The organism is Pseudomonas sp. C1C7 (assembly GCF_013359595.1).
Taxonomy (GTDB): domain Bacteria; phylum Pseudomonadota; class Gammaproteobacteria; order Pseudomonadales; family Pseudomonadaceae; genus Aquipseudomonas.
Genome location: NZ_JABFMP010000012.1, coordinates 152355 through 169488 on the forward strand (window position 1 = coordinate 152355; position 17134 = coordinate 169488).

General features: G+C 62.1%; 15 protein-coding genes. 6 read left to right on the forward strand and 9 right to left on the reverse strand.

What is annotated here, in order from left to right; all coding sequences use genetic code 11:
• From HNO86_RS12850 to HNO86_RS12860, 3 genes are all read left to right on the forward strand, one after another.
• Entirely contained in the window at positions 1 to 2169 is a 2169-nt protein-coding gene (locus tag HNO86_RS12850; RefSeq protein WP_175377326.1) for a xanthine dehydrogenase family protein molybdopterin-binding subunit, read from the forward strand.
• A gap of 1 nt (position 2170) precedes the next feature.
• Positions 2171 to 2752: a hypothetical protein gene (locus tag HNO86_RS12855; protein ID WP_175377327.1), complete on the forward strand. Its 582-nt coding sequence runs from the start codon at positions 2171 to 2173 to the stop codon at positions 2750 to 2752.
• A gap of 73 nt (positions 2753 to 2825) precedes the next feature.
• Positions 2826 to 3398: a GGDEF domain-containing protein gene (locus tag HNO86_RS12860; protein WP_175377328.1), complete on the forward strand. Its 573-nt coding sequence runs from the start codon at positions 2826 to 2828 to the stop codon at positions 3396 to 3398.
• Between the two features lie 111 nt (positions 3399 to 3509).
• Here HNO86_RS12860 and HNO86_RS12865 read toward each other — a convergent pair whose 3' ends face one another.
• The 9 genes from HNO86_RS12865 to gloB form a co-directional block, all read right to left on the reverse strand.
• Entirely contained in the window at positions 3510 to 3935 is a 426-nt protein-coding gene (locus HNO86_RS12865) for a VOC family protein (protein ID WP_175377329.1), read from the reverse strand.
• 169 nt (positions 3936 to 4104) lie between these two features.
• The gene (fabI, locus tag HNO86_RS12870) at positions 4105 to 4899 is read right to left on the reverse strand and encodes an enoyl-ACP reductase FabI (protein ID WP_175377330.1); all 795 of its coding nucleotides are present in this window, start codon (positions 4897 to 4899) and stop codon (positions 4105 to 4107) included.
• A 19-nt stretch (positions 4900 to 4918) separates the two neighbouring features.
• Positions 4919 to 6529, reverse strand: a complete 1611-nt coding sequence (locus HNO86_RS12875) for an ABC transporter ATP-binding protein (RefSeq protein WP_175377331.1) — start codon at positions 6527 to 6529, stop codon at positions 4919 to 4921.
• Between the two features lies 1 nt (position 6530).
• Positions 6531 to 7550 carry an ABC transporter permease gene (locus HNO86_RS12880; protein ID WP_175377332.1) on the reverse strand — a complete coding sequence of 340 codons (1020 nt, stop codon included), beginning with the start codon at positions 7548 to 7550 and terminating at the stop codon, positions 6531 to 6533.
• 1 nt (position 7551) lies between these two features.
• Positions 7552 to 8625 (reverse strand): microcin C ABC transporter permease YejB, encoded by a 1074-nt coding sequence (locus HNO86_RS12885; RefSeq protein ID WP_175377333.1) that lies wholly within the window; start codon positions 8623 to 8625, stop codon positions 7552 to 7554.
• A gap of 4 nt (positions 8626 to 8629) precedes the next feature.
• A complete protein-coding gene (locus HNO86_RS12890; RefSeq protein ID WP_175377334.1) occupies positions 8630 to 10471 on the reverse strand; it encodes an extracellular solute-binding protein in 1842 nt (613 codons plus the stop codon).
• Complete coding sequence (locus tag HNO86_RS12895; RefSeq protein ID WP_372242526.1) at positions 10468 to 12276, reverse strand: extracellular solute-binding protein; 1809 nt, start codon at positions 12274 to 12276, stop codon at positions 10468 to 10470. Before HNO86_RS12895 ends, HNO86_RS12890 begins: the two co-directional genes overlap by 4 nt.
• A 206-nt stretch (positions 12277 to 12482) precedes the next feature.
• Positions 12483 to 13931, reverse strand: coding sequence for a LysM peptidoglycan-binding domain-containing protein (locus HNO86_RS12900; RefSeq protein ID WP_175377336.1), 1449 nt, complete (start codon positions 13929 to 13931; stop codon positions 12483 to 12485).
• 99 nt (positions 13932 to 14030) lie between these two features.
• A complete protein-coding gene (gene gloB / locus HNO86_RS12905) occupies positions 14031 to 14798 on the reverse strand; it encodes a hydroxyacylglutathione hydrolase (protein WP_175377337.1) in 768 nt (255 codons plus the stop codon).
• 65 nt (positions 14799 to 14863) lie between these two features.
• Between gloB and HNO86_RS12910 the strand changes: the two genes are divergently transcribed.
• From HNO86_RS12910 to dnaQ, 3 genes are all read left to right on the forward strand, one after another.
• A complete protein-coding gene (locus HNO86_RS12910) occupies positions 14864 to 15622 on the forward strand; it encodes a class I SAM-dependent methyltransferase (protein ID WP_175377338.1) in 759 nt (252 codons plus the stop codon).
• Between the two features lie 93 nt (positions 15623 to 15715).
• Positions 15716 to 16159 carry a ribonuclease HI gene (gene rnhA / locus HNO86_RS12915; RefSeq protein ID WP_175377339.1) on the forward strand — a complete coding sequence of 148 codons (444 nt, stop codon included), beginning with the start codon at positions 15716 to 15718 and terminating at the stop codon, positions 16157 to 16159.
• Positions 16160 to 16309: 150 nt separating this feature from the next.
• Positions 16310 to 17056, forward strand: a complete 747-nt coding sequence (gene dnaQ / locus HNO86_RS12920; RefSeq protein ID WP_175377340.1) for a DNA polymerase III subunit epsilon — start codon at positions 16310 to 16312, stop codon at positions 17054 to 17056.
• The last annotated feature ends 78 nt before the right edge of the window (positions 17057 to 17134 follow it).

The following is a 17134-nucleotide window of genomic DNA, read 5'->3' on the forward strand; positions in this document are numbered from 1 at the left end:
ATGAACAGTCTCAATCCGCTTTCACGTCGTGGCTTTCTCAAGGGCACTGCCGTTCTGGGCGGCGGGCTGGTGGTGGCCTTTGTGATTCCCGGCGCCCATCGATTCGCCCAGGGCGCGGAGAACGAGGGCAATGTCTTCGCCCCCAATGCCTTTTTGCGCATCGCCAATGACAACAGCGTCACCGTGTTGCTCGGTCACTCGGAAATGGGCCAGGGCATCTGGACCGGCCTGACCATGTTGATCGCCGAAGAACTGGACGCCGACTGGTCGAAAATCCGCGCCGAACATTCTCCGGCATCCGCCAGGGATTACGGCCTGGCGCAGTTCGGCGGCATGCAGATCACCGGGGGTTCTACCTCCACCTGGGCTGAGTTCGATCGCTACCGTCAGGCCGGCGCAACGGCGCGGATGATGCTGATCGAGGCGGCGGCCAAACGCTTCAACGTTGCGCCTTCGGCGATCCGCACCGAATCGGGCGTGGTGATCGCCGGCGAGCAACGCGCCACCTACGGCGAGCTGGCGGACGACGCCGGCAAGCTGCCCGTGCCGGACCCGGCGTCGATCAAGCTCAAGGACGCGAAAGACTGGACCATCATCGGCAAACCCACCAAGCGCCTGGACACACCGGAGAAAATCACCGGCCGCGCCAAGTTCGGCATGGACGTGCAGTTCGATGGCCTGATGACCGCGATGGTCGCCCGTCCGCCGGGGTTCGGCGGCAGCGTCAAATCCTTCGAAGGCGCCGAGGCGCTGGCCATTCCGGGCGTGCGCAAAGTGGTGCAGGTGCCGACCGGCGTCGCGGTGATCGCCGATCACTATTGGGCGGCGAAACTGGGGCGCGACGCGCTGCAGGTGGAATGGGATTTGGGGCCGAACAGCGGTCTCGATAGCCAGAAGCTGCTGGAGAGCTTTCGCAAACTCGCCGCGACGCCGGGGCTTCCTGCCAGTCAGGCCGGCGACGCCCAGGCCGCGCTGAGCAAGGCGAGCAAAACCGTGGACGTCGAATACAGCGTGCCGTACCTGGCCCACGCGCCGATGGAACCACTCAACTGCACGGTGAAAATCACCCAGGACAAATGCGAAATCTGGACTGGCACCCAGTTCCAGACGCTGGATCAGATGATCGCCGGGAAAATCACCGGTCTGAAACCCGAGCAGGTCGAGATCCACACCGAGTTCCTGGGCGGCGGTTTCGGCCGGCGGGCCAACCCGACCTCGGATTTTGTCGCCGAGGCGGTGCAGGTCGCCAAGGCCGCGGGTGGGCCGGTGAAGACCGTGTGGGCGCGGGAAGATGACATCCGTGGTGGCTATTACCGCTCGGCGTTCCTGCATCATGCGCGCGTCGGGCTGGGGGCTGATGGCCTGCCGCTGGCGTGGAAACATGTGCTGGTGGGGCAGTCGATCATGGCCGGCACGATGCTCGAAGCGGCGGCGGTCAAGAACGGCATCGACAAGACCTCGGTGGAGGGCGTGGCGGACAGTCCGTACCTTGCGGATCTGGCCGACCATCAGGTCCAGCTGCATTCGCCGAAAACCGGCATCAGCGTGCTCTGGCTGCGGTCGGTGGGGCATACCCATACCGCGTTCGTCATGGAGTCGCTGATCGATGAACTGGCCGCAGCGGCGAGCAAGGACCCGGTGGAGTACCGGCGCACCCTGCTCAAGAACCATCCCCGGCATCTGGGGGTGTTGAACCTGGCCGTGGAGAAGGCCAACTGGAAGGCGCCGCTGCCGGATGGCCATGCCTTGGGCGTGGCGGTGCACGAATCATTCGGCAGCTATGTGGCGCAGGTGGCCGAGGTGTCCCAGGACAATCTGGCGATCCGCGTGCATCGGGTGGTGTGCGCGGTGGATTGCGGGATCGCGGTCAACCCGCAAAGCATCGCCGCGCAGATGGAGTCGTGCATCGCCTTCGGCCTGGGTTTCACCCTGCACAGCAAGCTGACGATCAAGGACGGCCAGGTGGTGCAGTCCAACTACCACGATTACCAGGTGCTGCGGCTCAACGAAATGCCGGTGGTGGAAGTGCATATCCTGCCCAGCAGCGAAAAGCCCGGCGGCATCGGCGAGGCCGGTGTGCCGCCCACGGCGCCGGCCGTGGCCAATGCGGTGTACGCCCTGACCGGGCAACGCCTGCGCGAGCTGCCGTTGCAGCTGTCGGGGGTGTGAGATGAAGCGCCATCACTGGATTCTCGGGACGTTGATCCTGGTGTGCCTGTTCATCTATGCCACCGAGTTGTTCGCCGATGACAAGGAGGCGCTGAAGGCCTTCGACACCGTGCGACAGGTGTTCCAGAGCCCCCGCTGCCAGAACTGCCACATACCGGGTGATTCGCCCTTGCAGTTCGACGCTGGCAAGCCCCATGCAATGAACGTTGTGCGGGGCATGGACGGCAAGGGCGCGGCGGGCTTGCCCTGTGCCACCTGCCACGCCGACGCCAATCCACCGGCCAGCTACGGCCCCGGCACACCACCGGGTGCGCCGCATTGGAGCCTGCCGCCGGCGGCGCACAAAATGGCCTGGATTGGCCTGCCGCCCGACAGGTTGTGCAACATGATCAAGGACCGCGCGAGCAACGGCGACCGTGATTTCGACGCGCTGATCAAACATGTGAGTGAAGACAAGCTGGTGCTGTGGGGCTGGAATCCGGGCGGCAATCGCGCGCCAGTGCCGGTGCCGCACGATGTATTCGTCACGCAATTCAAGCTGTGGGCTGACGCTGGAGGGCCTTGTCCATTGGCGGGCACATGACCATCGGTCAATGCTGCGGAGTCAAACCCGCCATCAAGGACTCTAAAAAACATAATCAAACGGGGAGTATCCGATGCTGACCTCAGGCAAACCGCACAAGACACGGGTATGTGCAGGGACGCCACAACAGGAACGCGAACTGCTGCGCGATCTGGCCCGCAAGGCCGAGCAAGAACTGATCGGCGTGCAGATGGCAAGCATGGATGAACTGACGCTGCTGCCCAACCGCCACGGCTTCATCGCCCTGGCTCAACTGGGGCTCGACGCCTGCCAGCGTCTGGGCCGACCTGCCACGCTGCTGTTCTTCAACCTCGAAGAATTCAAGCGCATCAACTACCTGTTCGGCCGCAGCGAGGGCGATCACGCACTGAAAACCTTCGCCGACGTGCTGAACATCGGCTTCAGGGAAAGTGACGTAATCGGCCGTCTTGAAGGCGCGACCTTCGTGGCCTTGCTCACTGGCTCCTGTGGCGTGGATGTAACGGCCATCAAGGCACGGCTAGAGGAAATGCTCGACGCGCGCAACACCATGGCGCATCGCGGGTATGGCATTCGATTCAGCATTGGCCAGATCGAGCATGATCCTGAGGAGCATGATTCGGTGGAGGAGTTGCTGGAGAGGGCCGAGAGGGTGTTGGGGCGGTAATTTTCTGGTGTGTTTGCGGGCCTCTTCGCGGGCAAGCCTCGCTCCTGCAGAGGACCGCGTGACCCTGTAGGAGCGAGGCTTGCCCGCGAAGAGGCCGGAACAGTCAACACCTCATTTGGCAAACAGCTGCCCAATATCCTTGAACGCCTTGAACTCCAGCGCATTGCCGCACGGGTCGAACAAAAACATCGTCGCCTGTTCCCCCACCAATCCCTGAAAACGAATCCCCGGCTCGATCACGAATCGGGTTTCCAGTGCCGTCAGCCGCTCGGCGAGCGCTTCCCACTCCGCCATCCCCAGCACCACGCCGAAATGCGGCACGGGCACGTCATGGCCGTCGACGGCGTTGGTGTGGGCGGCTTCCTGGGAGGCGTTTTTCGGTGCCAGGTGGATCACCAGTTGGTGACCGAAGAAATTGAAATCGACCCAGTGATCGCTCGAGCGACCTTCTTCCAGGCCGAAAACGCTGCCATAGAAATGCCGCGCGGCGTTCAGGTCGTAGACTGGAATGGCCAGGTGGAAAGGGGAGAGCTGCATCAGGCGTTCCTCGAGGGTGGGAATTTCCAGCAGTGTAGCCTGCTCGTTTCTGGCGGAGCGAGCCTGCTCGCGGTCCCGCGGTCAGGCAAAATCCCTATGGGAGCCGGCGGAAATGGCAGAAATAAAAAACCCGCCAATCAAGGCGGGTTTTTCATTGGCTAACCGAAGATCACTCTTCGATGTTGCCCATGGCGGTGGTGTTGAAGCCACCGTCCACGTACATGATTTCACCGCTGATGCCCGACGCCAGGTCCGAGCACAGGAAAGCGCCGGCGTTGCCGACTTCTTCGATGGTGACGTTGCGACGCAGCGGGGTTTGCGCTTCGTTGGCGGCCAGCATCTTGCGGAAGTTCTTGATGCCGGAAGCGGCGAGGGTGCGGATCGGGCCGGCCGATACGCAGTTCACGCGGGTGCCGTCCGGGCCCAGGGAGCCGGCCAGGTAACGGACGCCAGCTTCCAGGGAAGCCTTGGCCATGCCCATCACGTTGTAGTTAGGCATGGTGCGCTCGGCGCCCAGGTAGGACAGGGTCAGCAGGCTGCCGTTGCGGCCTTTCATCATTTCGCGACCGGCCTTGGCCAGGGCGACGAAGCTGTAGGCGCTGATGTCGTGGGCGATGCGGAAACCGTCACGGGTGGTGGCTTCGGTGAAGTCGCCGTCCAGTTGGTCGCCCGGGGCGAAGCCCACGGAGTGCACGATGCAGTCCAGGCCGTCCCACTTCTTGCTCAGCTCTTCGAAAACCTTGGCGATTTCCGCGTCGCTGGCCACGTCGCACGGGAAGCACAGCTCAGGGCTCGAGCCCCAGCCTTGTGCGAATTCTTCGACACGACCCTTGAGTTTGTCGTTCTGATAAGTGAAGGCAAGCTCAGCGCCCTCGCGATGCATGGCGGCGGCGATGCCGGATGCGATGGACAGCTTGCTGGCGACACCGACGATCAGTACGCGCTTACCGGCGAGAAAACCCATGTGTTGCTCCTCTTTCAGGTTATTGCGCAGTTTCCGGAGCCAGGAAGGCGGCTTCCAGTAACTGCTGTGTATACGGATGTTGGGGGGCGGCAAAGATGCTTTGCGCGTCTCCCTGTTCGACCACTTGGCCATGCTTGACCACCATCAGCTGGTGGCTCAGCGCCTTGACCACAGCCAGGTCATGGCTGATGAACAGATACGTCAGGTTGTACTTGGTTTGCAGTGAACGCAAAAGCTCCACCACTTGGCGTTGCACGGTGCGGTCCAAAGCCGAAGTCGGCTCGTCCAGCAAAATCAACGCCGGTTTTAGCACTAAAGCCCGGGCAATGGCGATTCTCTGCCGTTGCCCGCCGGAAAATTCGTGGGGGTAGCGGTTCCGGGTTTCCGGGTCCAGTCCTACTTCCCTGAGCGCCTCGATAATCGCCCGTTCCTGTTCGGCCTCGGTGCCGATCCCGTGAATCCGCAAGCCTTCACCCACGATCTGGCTCACGCACATCCGCGGGCTCAGGCTGCCGAACGGGTCCTGAAACACCACCTGCATCTCCCGACGCAGCGGCCTGACCTGTTGTTGCGTCAGGCTGTCCAGCTGTTTGCCCTCAAAGCGGATGGCGCCCTTGCTGGCGATCAATCGCAGGATCGCCAGACCCAGGGTCGATTTGCCGGAACCGCTTTCGCCCACGATCCCCAGGGTCTGGCCCTGGGGCAGGTTGAAGTTGATGCCGTCCACCGCCTTGACGTAATCCACCGTGCGCTTGAGCAGGCCTTTCTTGATCGGGAACCAGACTTTCAGGTCCTCGACCGCAAGCAGTGGCGGGCCGATTTCATTGGCCGCCGGCTTCCCGCTGGGCTCCGCTGCGAGCAGGATCCGAGTGTACGGATGCTGCGGCGCACGAAACAATTCCTCACACGATGCCTGTTCGACGATGCAACCGCGCTGCATGACACATACACGATGCGCAATTCTTCGAACCAGGTTCAAATCGTGGCTGATCAGCAGCAATGCCATGCCCAGGCGAGCCTGCAGTTCCTTGAGCAATTCGAGGATTTTCAGCTGAACGGTCACGTCCAGCGCGGTGGTCGGCTCATCGGCGATCAGCAGCTCAGGCTCATTGGCCAGGGCCATGGCGATCATCACCCGCTGGCGCTGGCCACCGGACAATTCGTGGGGCAGGGCCTTGAGGCGCTTGTGCGGCTCGGGAATGCCGACCATTTCCAGCAGCTCCAGGGTGCGCTTGGTCGCCACCTTGCCGACCAGGCCCTTGTGGATGCCCAGCACCTCGTTGATCTGCTTCTCGATCGAATGCAGCGGATTGAGCGAGGTCATCGGCTCCTGGAAGATCATCGCGATCCGGTTGCCGCGGATGTGACGGATGGTTTTTTCTTTGAGGTCCAGCAGGTTCTGCCCGGAATACTCGATGGTGCCCGCCGGGTGCCGGGCGAGCGGGTAGGGCAGCAGGCGCAGGATGGAGTGGGCGGTCACCGATTTGCCGGAGCCGGATTCGCCCACCAGTGCCAGGGTTTCGCCGCGCTTGATATCGAAGCTGACGTTTTCCACCACCCGCTGGCTGTGGGTGCCGACGACGAATTCGACGGCGAGGTCGCGCACTTCGATCAGATTGTCCTGATTCATTTCACTTCCTCGGGTCGAAGGCATCGCGAGCGGACTCGCCGATGAACACCAGCAAGCTCAGCATCAACGCCAGCACGGCAAACGCGCTCATGCCCAGCCACGGTGCCTGCAGGTTGGATTTGCCCTGGGCCACCAGTTCGCCCAGCGACGGGCTGCCCGCCGGCAGGCCGAAGCCAAGGAAATCCAGGGCGGTCAGGGTGCCGATGGCGCCGGTCAGGATGAACGGCATGAAGGTCATGGTCGAGACCATGGCGTTGGGCAGGATATGACGGAACATGATCGCGCCATTCTGCATGCCCAGCGCCCGCGCCGCACGCACGTATTCCAGGTTGCGCCCGCGCAGGAACTCGGCGCGGACCACGTCCACCAGGCTCATCCAGGAAAACAGCAGCATGATCCCCAGCAGCCACCAGAAGTTCGGCTGGACGAAGCTGGCCAGAATGATCAGCAGGTACAGCACCGGCAATCCGGACCAGATCTCCAGGAAACGTTGCCCGGCGAGGTCCACCCAGCCGCCGTAGAAGCCCTGCAAGGCACCGGCGATCACGCCGATGATCGAGCTGAGCAGGGTCAGGGTCAGGGCGAACAGTACCGACACACGGAAACCGTAGATCACCCGGGCCAGCACGTCGCGGCCCTGATCGTCGGTGCCCAGCAGGTTGTCCGCCGAGGGCGGCGCGGGGGCAGGGACGCGCAGGTCGTAGTTGATGCTCTGGTAGCTGAACGGAATCGGCGCCCACAGTACCCAGGCGTCCTTGGCCTTGAGCAGTTCGCGGATGTACGGGCTCTTGTAGTTGGCTTCCAGCGGGAATTCGCCGCCGAAGGTGGTTTCCGGGTAACGCTTGAGCGCCGGGAAGTACCAGCCGTTGTCGTAGTGCACCACCAGCGGTTTGTCGTTGGCGATCAGCTCGGCGCCGAGGCTGGCACCGAACAGGATCAGGAACAGCCACAGCGACCACCAGCCGCGCTTGTTGGCCTTGAACAGCTCGAAGCGGCGGCGATTGAGAGGGGACAGGTTCATCTCAATGCTCCCGGCTTTCGAAGTCGATGCGCGGATCGACGAAGGTGTAGGTGAGGTCGCCGATCAGTTTCACCACCAGACCCAGCAGGGTGAAGATGAACAGCGTGCCGAAGACCACCGGATAATCGCGGTTGATCGCCGCTTCGAAACTCATCAGGCCGAGGCCGTCGAGGGAAAAAATCACCTCCACCAGCAAGGATCCGGTGAAGAAGATGCCGATGAAGGCCGAGGGGAAACCGGCGATCACCAGCAGCATGGCGTTGCGGAACACGTGGCCGTAGAGCACGCGGTTTCGGGTCAGGCCCTTGGCCTTGGCGGTGACCACGTACTGTTTGTTGATTTCGTCGAGAAAGCTGTTTTTGGTCAGCAGGGTCATGGTCGCGAAGTTGCCGATCACCAGGGCGGTCACCGGCAGCGCCAGGTGCCAGAAGTAATCGAGCACCTTGCCGCCCATGCTCAGCTCATCGAAGTTGTTGGATGTCAGCCCGCGCAACGGGAACCAGTCCAGGTAGCTGCCGCCGGCGAACACCACGATCAGCAGGATGGCGAACAGGAACGCCGGGATTGCATAGCCGACGATGATCGCCGAGCTGGTCCAGACGTCGAAGTGACTGCCATGTCGCGTGGCCTTGGCGATGCCCAGCGGGATCGACACCAGGTACATGATCAGGGTGCTCCACAGGCCGAGGGAGATCGACACCGGCATCTTTTCCTTGATCAGGTCGATGACCTTGGCGTCGCGGAAAAAGCTGTCGCCGAACTCCAGCGAGGCGTAGTTCTTGACCATGATCCACAAGCGTTCCGGCGCCGATTTGTCGAAGCCGTACATGTGTTCGATTTCCTTGATCAGCGCCGGGTCCAGGCCCTGGGCGCCGCGATAGGCTGAGCCGGCCACCGACACTTCCGCGCCGCCGCCGGCGATGCGGCTGGTGGCGCCTTCGAAACCTTCGAGCTTGGCGATCATCTGTTCCACCGGTCCACCGGGCGCGGCCTGGATGATTACGAAGTTGATCAGCAGGATGCCGAACAGGGTCGGGATGATCAGCAGCAGTCGCCGAAAAATATACGCCAGCATCTGATTACTCCGTGCCCGCAGGGTCGGCCTGCAGTTTGGTTTCGATCTCTATCGCCGGCTTGGCATCGGGCTTGACCCACCAGGTGGCGGTGCCGATGTCGTATTTAGGCGAGACCTTCGGATGACCGATGTGGTTCCAGTAGGCCACGCGCCAGGTCTTGATGTGCCAGTTAGGGATCACGTAATAGCCCCATTGCAGCACGCGGTCCAGTGCGCGGGCGTGGGCCACCAGGCTTTTGCGCGAGTCAGAGTTGATCAGTTGCTCGACCAGCTGGTCCACCACCGGATCCTTGAGGCCCATGGAGTTGCGGCTGCCGGGTTTGTCGGCGGCCGCGGTCATCCAGAATTCGCGCTGTTCGTTACCCGGCGAGTTGGACTGCGGGAAGCTGCCGACGATCATGTCGAAGTCCCGGGAACGCACGCGGTTGACGTACTGCGAGACGTCGACCCGACGGATCACCAGGTCGATGCCCAGGTCGCTCAAGTTGCGCTTGAACGGCAGCAGCACCCGTTCGAATTCGGTCTGCGCCAGCAGGAACTCGATGACCACCGGTTTGCCGGTGGCATCGACCATCTTGTCGTCGACGATGCGCCAGCCGGCCTCTTGCAGCAACTGATAGGCCTTGCGCTGCTGGGTGCGGATCATGCCGCTGCCGTCGGTGACCGGGTTCTCGAAGGCTTCGGTGAAGACCTGCTCGGGAATCTTGCCGCGAAATGGCTCGAGGATCGCCAGCTGGTCGGCGTCCGGCAGGCCGGTGGCAGCCATTTCCGAGTTCTCGAAGTAACTGCGGGTGCGCGCGTAGGCGCTGTTGAACAGTTGCTTGTTGGTCCACTCGAAATCCAGCAACAGCGTCAGCGCCTGGCGTACCCGCACGTCCTGGAACACTGGACGACGCAGGTTGAACACGAAGCCCTGCATGCCGGTAGGGTTGCCGTTGGGGATCTGTTCCTTGATCAGTCGGCCCTCGGTGACGGCCGGGATGTTGTAGGCGTTGGCCCAGTTCTTCGCGGTCATCTCCAGCCAGTAATCGAACTGCCCGGCCTTGAGACCTTCCAGGGCCACGGTGTTGTCGCGGTAGTAGTCGGTGAGCATCACATCGAAGTTGTAGAAACCACGGTTGACCGCCAGGTCCTTGCCCCAATAGTCCTTGACCCGCTCATAGCGCACCGAGCGCCCGGCCTTGACCTCGCTGACCTTGTACGGCCCGCTGCCCAGCGGCATTTCCAGGTTGCCTTTGTTGAAGTCGCGGTTCTCCCACCAGTGCTTGGGCAGTACCGGCAACTGGCCGAGGATCAGCGGCAGCTCGCGGTTGTTGCTGTGCTTGAACTTGAACAGCACCGTCAGCGGATCTTCGGCGACCACGTCGGCGACGTCGGCGTAGTAGCCGCGGTACATCGGGGCGCCGTCCTTCATCAGGGTCTGGAAGCTGAACACCACGTCTTCGGCGCGCACCGGATGGCCGTCATGAAAGCGCGCTTCGGGGCGCAGATAGAAACGCACCCAATCGTTGTTCGGCGCCTTTTCGATCTTGCCGGCGATCAGGCCGTATTCGGTGAAGGGCTCGTCCAGGCCCTGCTTGGCCAGGGTGTCGTAGATCAGGTCGATATTGTTGGCCGACACACCCTTGCTGATGAAGGGGTTGAGGCTGTCGAAACCACCAAAGCCGGCCTCGCGGAAGATCCCGCCCTTGGGCGCGTCGGGGTTGACGTAATCGAAGTGCTTGAAGTCCGCCGGGTATTTGGGCGGCTCGTTGTACAGGGTCAGGGCATGTTGCGGCGCGGCTGCGGCCACGCCTGCGAATAACAGGACGCTGGCCTGCAGGAGCAGGGCGCTGATGGGTCTCATCGATCTTTCTCCGAAGATTTCAGCCACCAGGCACTCAATCCCAGGGTGTAGGGCGGCGTGGTGACAAAGGCCAGCCGGTTGCGGTAGGCCAGGCGGTGATAATTGAGGTACCAGTTGGGAATGATGTAATGCTGCCAGAGCAGCACCCGGTCCAGCGCCTTGCCGGCGGCGACCTGATCGTCGCGCGTCCTGGCGGCCAGCAGTTGATCGAGCAGTTGATCGACAATCGGATTGGCGATGCCTGCGTAGTTTTTGCTGCCCTTGACTGCGGCCTGACTGGAGTGAAAGTACTGCCACTGTTCCAGGCCGGGGCTGAGGGTCTGGTTCAGGGTCATCAGAATCATGTCGAAATCGAATTGGTCGAGGCGCTGCTTGTACTGGGCGCGATCCACCGTGCGCAGACGCGCATCGATGCCGATGCTGGCGAGGTTCTCGACGTAGGGCTGGAGGATGCGCTCCAGGTTCGGATTGACCAGCAGGATCTCCAGGCGCAGCGGTTGTCCGGCCGCGTTCTGCAGGCGCTGGCCGTTGAGCTTCCAGCCGGCTTCCGCGAGCAGGCCCAGCGCCTTGCGCAGGGTTTCCCGGGGAATGCCGCGACCCTGGGTTTGCGGCAGGTTGAACGGCTCGGTGAACAACTTGGCGGGCAACTGTTCGCGATAGGGCTTGAGCAGCAGCCATTCATGACCGACCGGCAGGCCGCTGGCGGAGAATTCGCTGTTGGGGTAGTAGCTGGTGGCGCGTTTGTAGGCACCGCTGAACAGCGTGCGGTTGGTCCACTCGAAGTCGAACATCAGGCCCAGGGCTTCGCGCACCTTGATGTCAGCGAAGGTCGGGCGGCGGCTGTTCATGAACAGGCCCTGGGTCTGGGTCGGGATCTGGTGCGGGATCTGCGCCTTGATCACCTCGCCGCGACGAATCGCCGGGAAGCCGTAGCCGGTGTCCCAGTTCTTCGCCTGGTGTTCGATATAGATGTCGAACTCGCCGGCCTTGAACGCTTCGAACGCCACATCGCTGTCGCGGTAGAACTCGACTTCCATGCGGTCGAAGTTGTACTTGCCGCGATTGACCGGCAAGTCCTTGCCCCAGTAATCCTTGACCCGCTCAAAGACGATCTGCCGGCCCGGGGTGACCGAGGTGATGCGGTATGGCCCGCTGCCCAGTGGCGGCTCGAAGGTGGTGGCCTTGAAGTCGCGATCTTTCCAATAGTGCTGCGGCAATACCGGCAGCTCGCCCAGGCGCAGGATCAGCAACGGATTGCCGGAACGCTTGAACACGAAGCGAATGCGCTGCGGATTGAGAATGTCCACCCGCTGCACTTCCTGCAGGTTGGTGCGGTACAGCGGATGGCCTTCCTTGAGGAGCAGGCGGTAGGAGAAAGCCACGTCATAGGCGGTGATCGGCGTGCCGTCGTGGAACCGTGCTTCGGGCCGCAGGTTGAACACCACCCAGCTGCGGTCCTCGCTGTACTCCACCGATTGGGCGATCAGGCCGTAGCTGGAGGTCGGTTCATCGCCGGATGGCGCGTACTGGCCGGTGCCGACCATCAGCGGCTCGTTCAGCTCGTTGATGCCGTATTGCAGGAAATTCGGTGTGGTGACCGGGCTGGTGCCCTTGAAGGTGTAGGGATTGAGCGTATCGAAGGTGCCAAACGCCATCACCCGCAACGTGCCGCCCTTGGGCGCTTGCGGGTTGACCCAGTCGAAGTGGGTAAATCTGGCCGGGTACTTGAGCACGCCGAACTGCGCATAACCATGGCTTTCGCTGATCGTCGCGCTTGCGGTGGAGCTCAAGGCCAGGCTGATCAGGAGCGGGAGGAGGGCACGCTTCAAGTATGGAATCCGATCCAGGCGGCTTGGGCTTTGTGGGCCGTACAGTAACAGCTTGTATGGACAGGAAAAAGCCGGTGCCGGAAAGGAGGTGCAGGTGTGAAAAAAGATCGCAGCCTTCGGCAGCTCCTACATAGGAATGCGTTCCCCTGTAGGAGCTGCCGAAGGCTGCGATCTTTCAGGCTTTAATGCGGGTTCGAAACCGTCAGCATCTGCCCCGGCTTGAGCGCCTGGCCGACACGTGGATTCCAGCGCTTGAGGTGCTGCATCTCGACGTTGAAACGCTTGGCCACGATGTACAGCGAGTCGCCTTGCTGGACCTTGTACTTGGCTTGCGGCTTCTTGGCTTCAGCCTTGGTCTTGCTGTTGGCTGCGACCACGGTGTTGATGCGCCCGGAGCTGCGTTTGCTGGTGTCTTGCAGGACCAATGTCTGACCGGGCTTGAGATTCTTCCCGCTCAGCTTGTTCCAGCGTTGCAGATCCTTGACGTCGACGTTGTTGGCCTTGGCAATGGAGCCCAGGTTGTCGCCGCGCTTGACCCGGTAGTTGCGCTTGGCACTCGCTACCTGGGTATCGCCGGAACCGTCGAACACCGGCTTGAGCGGCTTCTTGCTGATCAGCTCTTCAGGCCGCATGGTCTGCAGGCTGGTGGTCAGCAGTTGCGCCTTGGACGTCGGCACCAGCAGGTGCTGGGGACCGTCGATGGTGGTGCGCTGCTTGAAGGCCGGGTTGAGCTGGAACAGTTCGTCTTCGTCGATGTTGGCCACCGCGGCAACCTTGGACAGGTCCATGCGCTGGTTGATCTCGACGACCTTGAAATACGGTTCGTTGGCGATCGGGTTGAGGTTCACGCCGTAGGCTTCGGGCGCCAGTACCACTTGCGACAGTGCCAGCAGCTTGGGCACATAGGCCTGGGTCTCGGCAGGCAGCGGCAGGTTCCAGTAATCGGTTGGCAGGCCGAGCTTTTCATTGCGTTCGATGGCGCGGCTGACGGTGCCTTCACCGGCGTTGTAGGCGGCCAGGGCCAGCAGCCAGTCACCGTTGAACATGTCGTGCAGGCGGGTCAGGTAGTCCATCGCCGCGGTGGTCGAGGCGGTGATGTCGCGACGGCCATCGTAGAAGCGGGTCTGGCGCAGGTTGAAGTAACGCCCGGTGGAAGGAATGAATTGCCACAGGCCAACCGCATCGGCCCGGGAATAGGCCATCGGGTTGTAGGCGCTTTCAATCACTGGCAGCAGGGCCAGTTCCAACGGCATGTTGCGCTCTTCAAGGCGTTCGACGATGTAATGGATGTAGAGACTGCCGCGTTCGCCGGCGTTCTCGAGGAAAGAAGGATTGCTGGCGAACCACAGGCGCTGCTGCTCGATGCGCGGGTTGACACCCAGGCCGTCCTGCAGCTGGAAGCCCTGGCGCATGCGCTCCCAGACGTCCTGCGGAATCTGCGGGCTCGGCTTTTCGCTGAGCCATACGGGCTTCTGCTTGGCGCGCGCGGCAATATTCGGAGTGTGCGTCGCGTCGGTCTGCGGCGCATGGCTGGAACAGCCCGCCAAGGTCGCGGACACAGCCACCGCAATGGCTTGCGCCAGGCGGGTTAAAGCGTCCGAACTGATGGCATTTCGAATGGATGACGACATTGGCTGAACGTTAGTTCCGGGCAAAAATGTCGGGCGATTCTAGAAAGCAGACCCCCTGCGGTCAACCATTCGAGGTTTTCGTACCATCGTACAAGCTGTTCAGAACTTGTCTTTCCACGCTCTCAGAGACGCAAAAACCATATCGGGCCGAGAGTTATCGGTGCCGGTCCGTTCGTCCGCTTTTTCTTTAACGGATGTTTCAGTGGTACGTAAAAACGGGTTTGTACGCTTCTCCAGGGCGATGCTCGACGGCAGGGTGATGACGCCGGCTTCCCGCTGTCGGGTCACCGTCGCCAGGCGTTCCAGAGTGTCCGTATTGCCCGGTTCGACCGCGGCGGCAAAGCGCAGATTGCTCAGGGTGTACTCGTGGGTGCAGTACACCTGAGTGTCGTCCGGCAGCGCCGCCAGGCGCGACAGCGAGGCGTGCATCTGTTGCGGCGTGCCTTCGAACAGGCGCCCGCAACCGGCGGCGAACAGGGTGTCGCCACAGAACAGCAGACCGTGGTGATAATAGGCGATGTGTCCCAGGGTATGACCGGGCACGGCGATGATCTCGAAGTCATGGCCCAGCACCCGGATGCGATCGTTATCCTTGAGCGCGATGTCACGCCCTGGAATGTTTTCGCTGGCCGGACCGTAGACGTTCGCGCCCGTCGCTTTCTTGAGCTGTTCGACGCCGCCGACGTGGTCATGATGATGGTGAGTGATCAGAATATCGCTGAGCACCCATTCAGGATTCGCCGAAAGCCAGTTCCGTACCGGCGTGGCATCGCCCGGGTCGACCACCGCGCAATGCCGGGTGCTGTGGTCTTGCAGCAACCAGATGTAATTGTCGGTAAAGGCGGGCAGGGCACTGATCTGTATCATCGTCGGATTCGCCAAGCGGTAAACAAAGGCGCATCTTAGAACTTCCTGGCGCGTTGGAGAATGCAATGACCGATAAAGCGTTCGCTCAGGCCGATCCTGACTGGCTGGCGTTGATCAGCGCGGCGCGCGAGTGGCTGTCCGGACCGCTCGGGCAGTTTTTGCTGGATGAAGAGCGGCGCATGCTCGAAGAGGAGCTGGGGCGGTTCTTCGGTGGCTATCTGGTGCACTACGGACCGTCGGCCCAGACGCCGCCGTCGGCGCCCCAGGTGCAGCGCAATGTGCGACTGGGCGCGCCGTTGCCCGGCGTGGAAATCGTCTGCGAGGAACAGGCCTGGCCCTTGAGCGAACATGCCGCCGACGTGGTGGTGTTGCAGCACGGCCTGGATTTCTGCCTGTCGCCCCACGGTTTGCTGCGCGAAGCGGCGAGCAGCGTGCGGCCCGGCGGGCATCTGCTGATCCTCGGCATCAACCCCTGGAGCAGTTGGGGCCTGCGGCATGTGTTCGCCCATGACGGGTTGCGCAAGGCCCGCTGCATTTCGCCATCGCGGGTCGCCGACTGGCTGAACCTGCTGGGCTTCGCGCTGGAGAAACGCCGCTTCGGGTGCTATCGTCCGCCGCTTGCTTCGCCTGCCTGGCAGACCCGCCTGGCTGGCTGGGAACGCATGGCCGGCAACTGGCAGTTGTCCGGTGGCGGCTTCTATTTACTGGTGGCGCGCAAGATCGTGGTAGGCCTGCGGCCGGTCCGTCAGGAGCGCCGCGAGCCGATGGGCAAACTGATTCCATTGCCGATGGCCAAGGTCAATCGCCGCCGCATCGAACCGTAATACCTTCTTCTATATACCGGCCGGGGCTGCCCCCGGTCTCGGGCGTTGTCGATCAGCGATCGGCAAGCCAGCGTGTTTTCTGGATGGATTGGCATGAGCGATAGCGTAGAACTGTTCACCGATGGCGCCTGCAAGGGCAATCCCGGCCCTGGCGGCTGGGGCGCATTGCTGGTGTACAAGGGTGTTGAAAAGGAACTGTGGGGCGGTGAGGCCAACACCACCAACAATCGCATGGAGCTGATGGGCGCGATCCGCGGCCTGGAAGAACTCAAGCGGCCCTGCGACGTGCTGCTGGTGACCGACTCGCAGTACGTGATGAAAGGCATCAACGAGTGGATGGCCAACTGGAAAAAACGCGGCTGGAAGACGGCGGCGAAAGAACCGGTGAAAAATGCCGACCTGTGGAAGATGCTCGATGAACAGGTCAGCCGCCACAACGTCACCTGGAAGTGGGTGCGCGGGCATATTGGCCATCATGGCAACGAACGGGCGGACCAGTTGGCCAACCGTGGTGTGGATGAAGTCCGCGGGCTGTAAAACACCTCTGCAGGAGCTGCCGAAGGCTGCGATCTTTTGATCTTGCTTTTTTAGAATCAAAAGATCGCAGCCTTCGCCAGCTCCTGCATTTGGCACCGTGTTAATATCCCCGCCTTTTTGCACGATTGACCGATTGAGAGCTGAGCACTGATGGCCACCAGATCCGTTGTACTCGACACCGAAACCACCGGCATGCCGGTGACCGACGGCCACCGGATTATCGAAATCGGTTGTGTCGAGCTGATCGGTCGGCGCCTGACGGGCCGGCATTTTCACGTTTACCTGCAACCGGATCGCGAGAGTGATGAAGGCGCCATTGGCGTCCACGGCATCACCAACGAATTCCTGGTGGGCAAGCCGCGTTTCGCCGAGGTGGCCGAAGAGTTCTTCGAGTTCATCCAGGGCGCACAGCTGATCATCCATAACGCGGCGTTCGACGTTGGCTTCATCAACAACGAATTCGCCCTGATGGGCCAGCACGATCGTGCGGACATCACCCAGCATTGCAGCATCCTCGACACCCTGCTGATGGCCCGGGAACGTCACCCGGGACAGCGCAACAGCCTCGACGCCCTGTGCAAACGCTATGGCGTCGACAACTCCGGCCGTGAACTGCACGGCGCCTTGCTCGACTCCGAGATTCTCGCCGACGTTTACCTGACCATGACCGGTGGCCAGACCAGCCTGTCGCTGGCGGGCAATGCGTCGGACGGTGAGGGTGGGGGTAGCGCGGTCACTGAAATCCGCCGTTTGCCGGCCGGTCGCACGCCGGGGCGGATCATTCACGCTACCGAGGATGACCTGGCGGCCCATGCGGCGCGGCTGGAAGTGATCAGCAAGTCGGCGGGGGCGCCGGCGTTGTGGCTGCAGTTGGCCGAGGCGGAAGCTCAGGCGTAATTGCTCTGGAAAAGATCGCAGCCTCGTTGCACTCGACAGCTCCTGCAGAAGATTGCGTACCGTCTGCAGGAGTTGTCG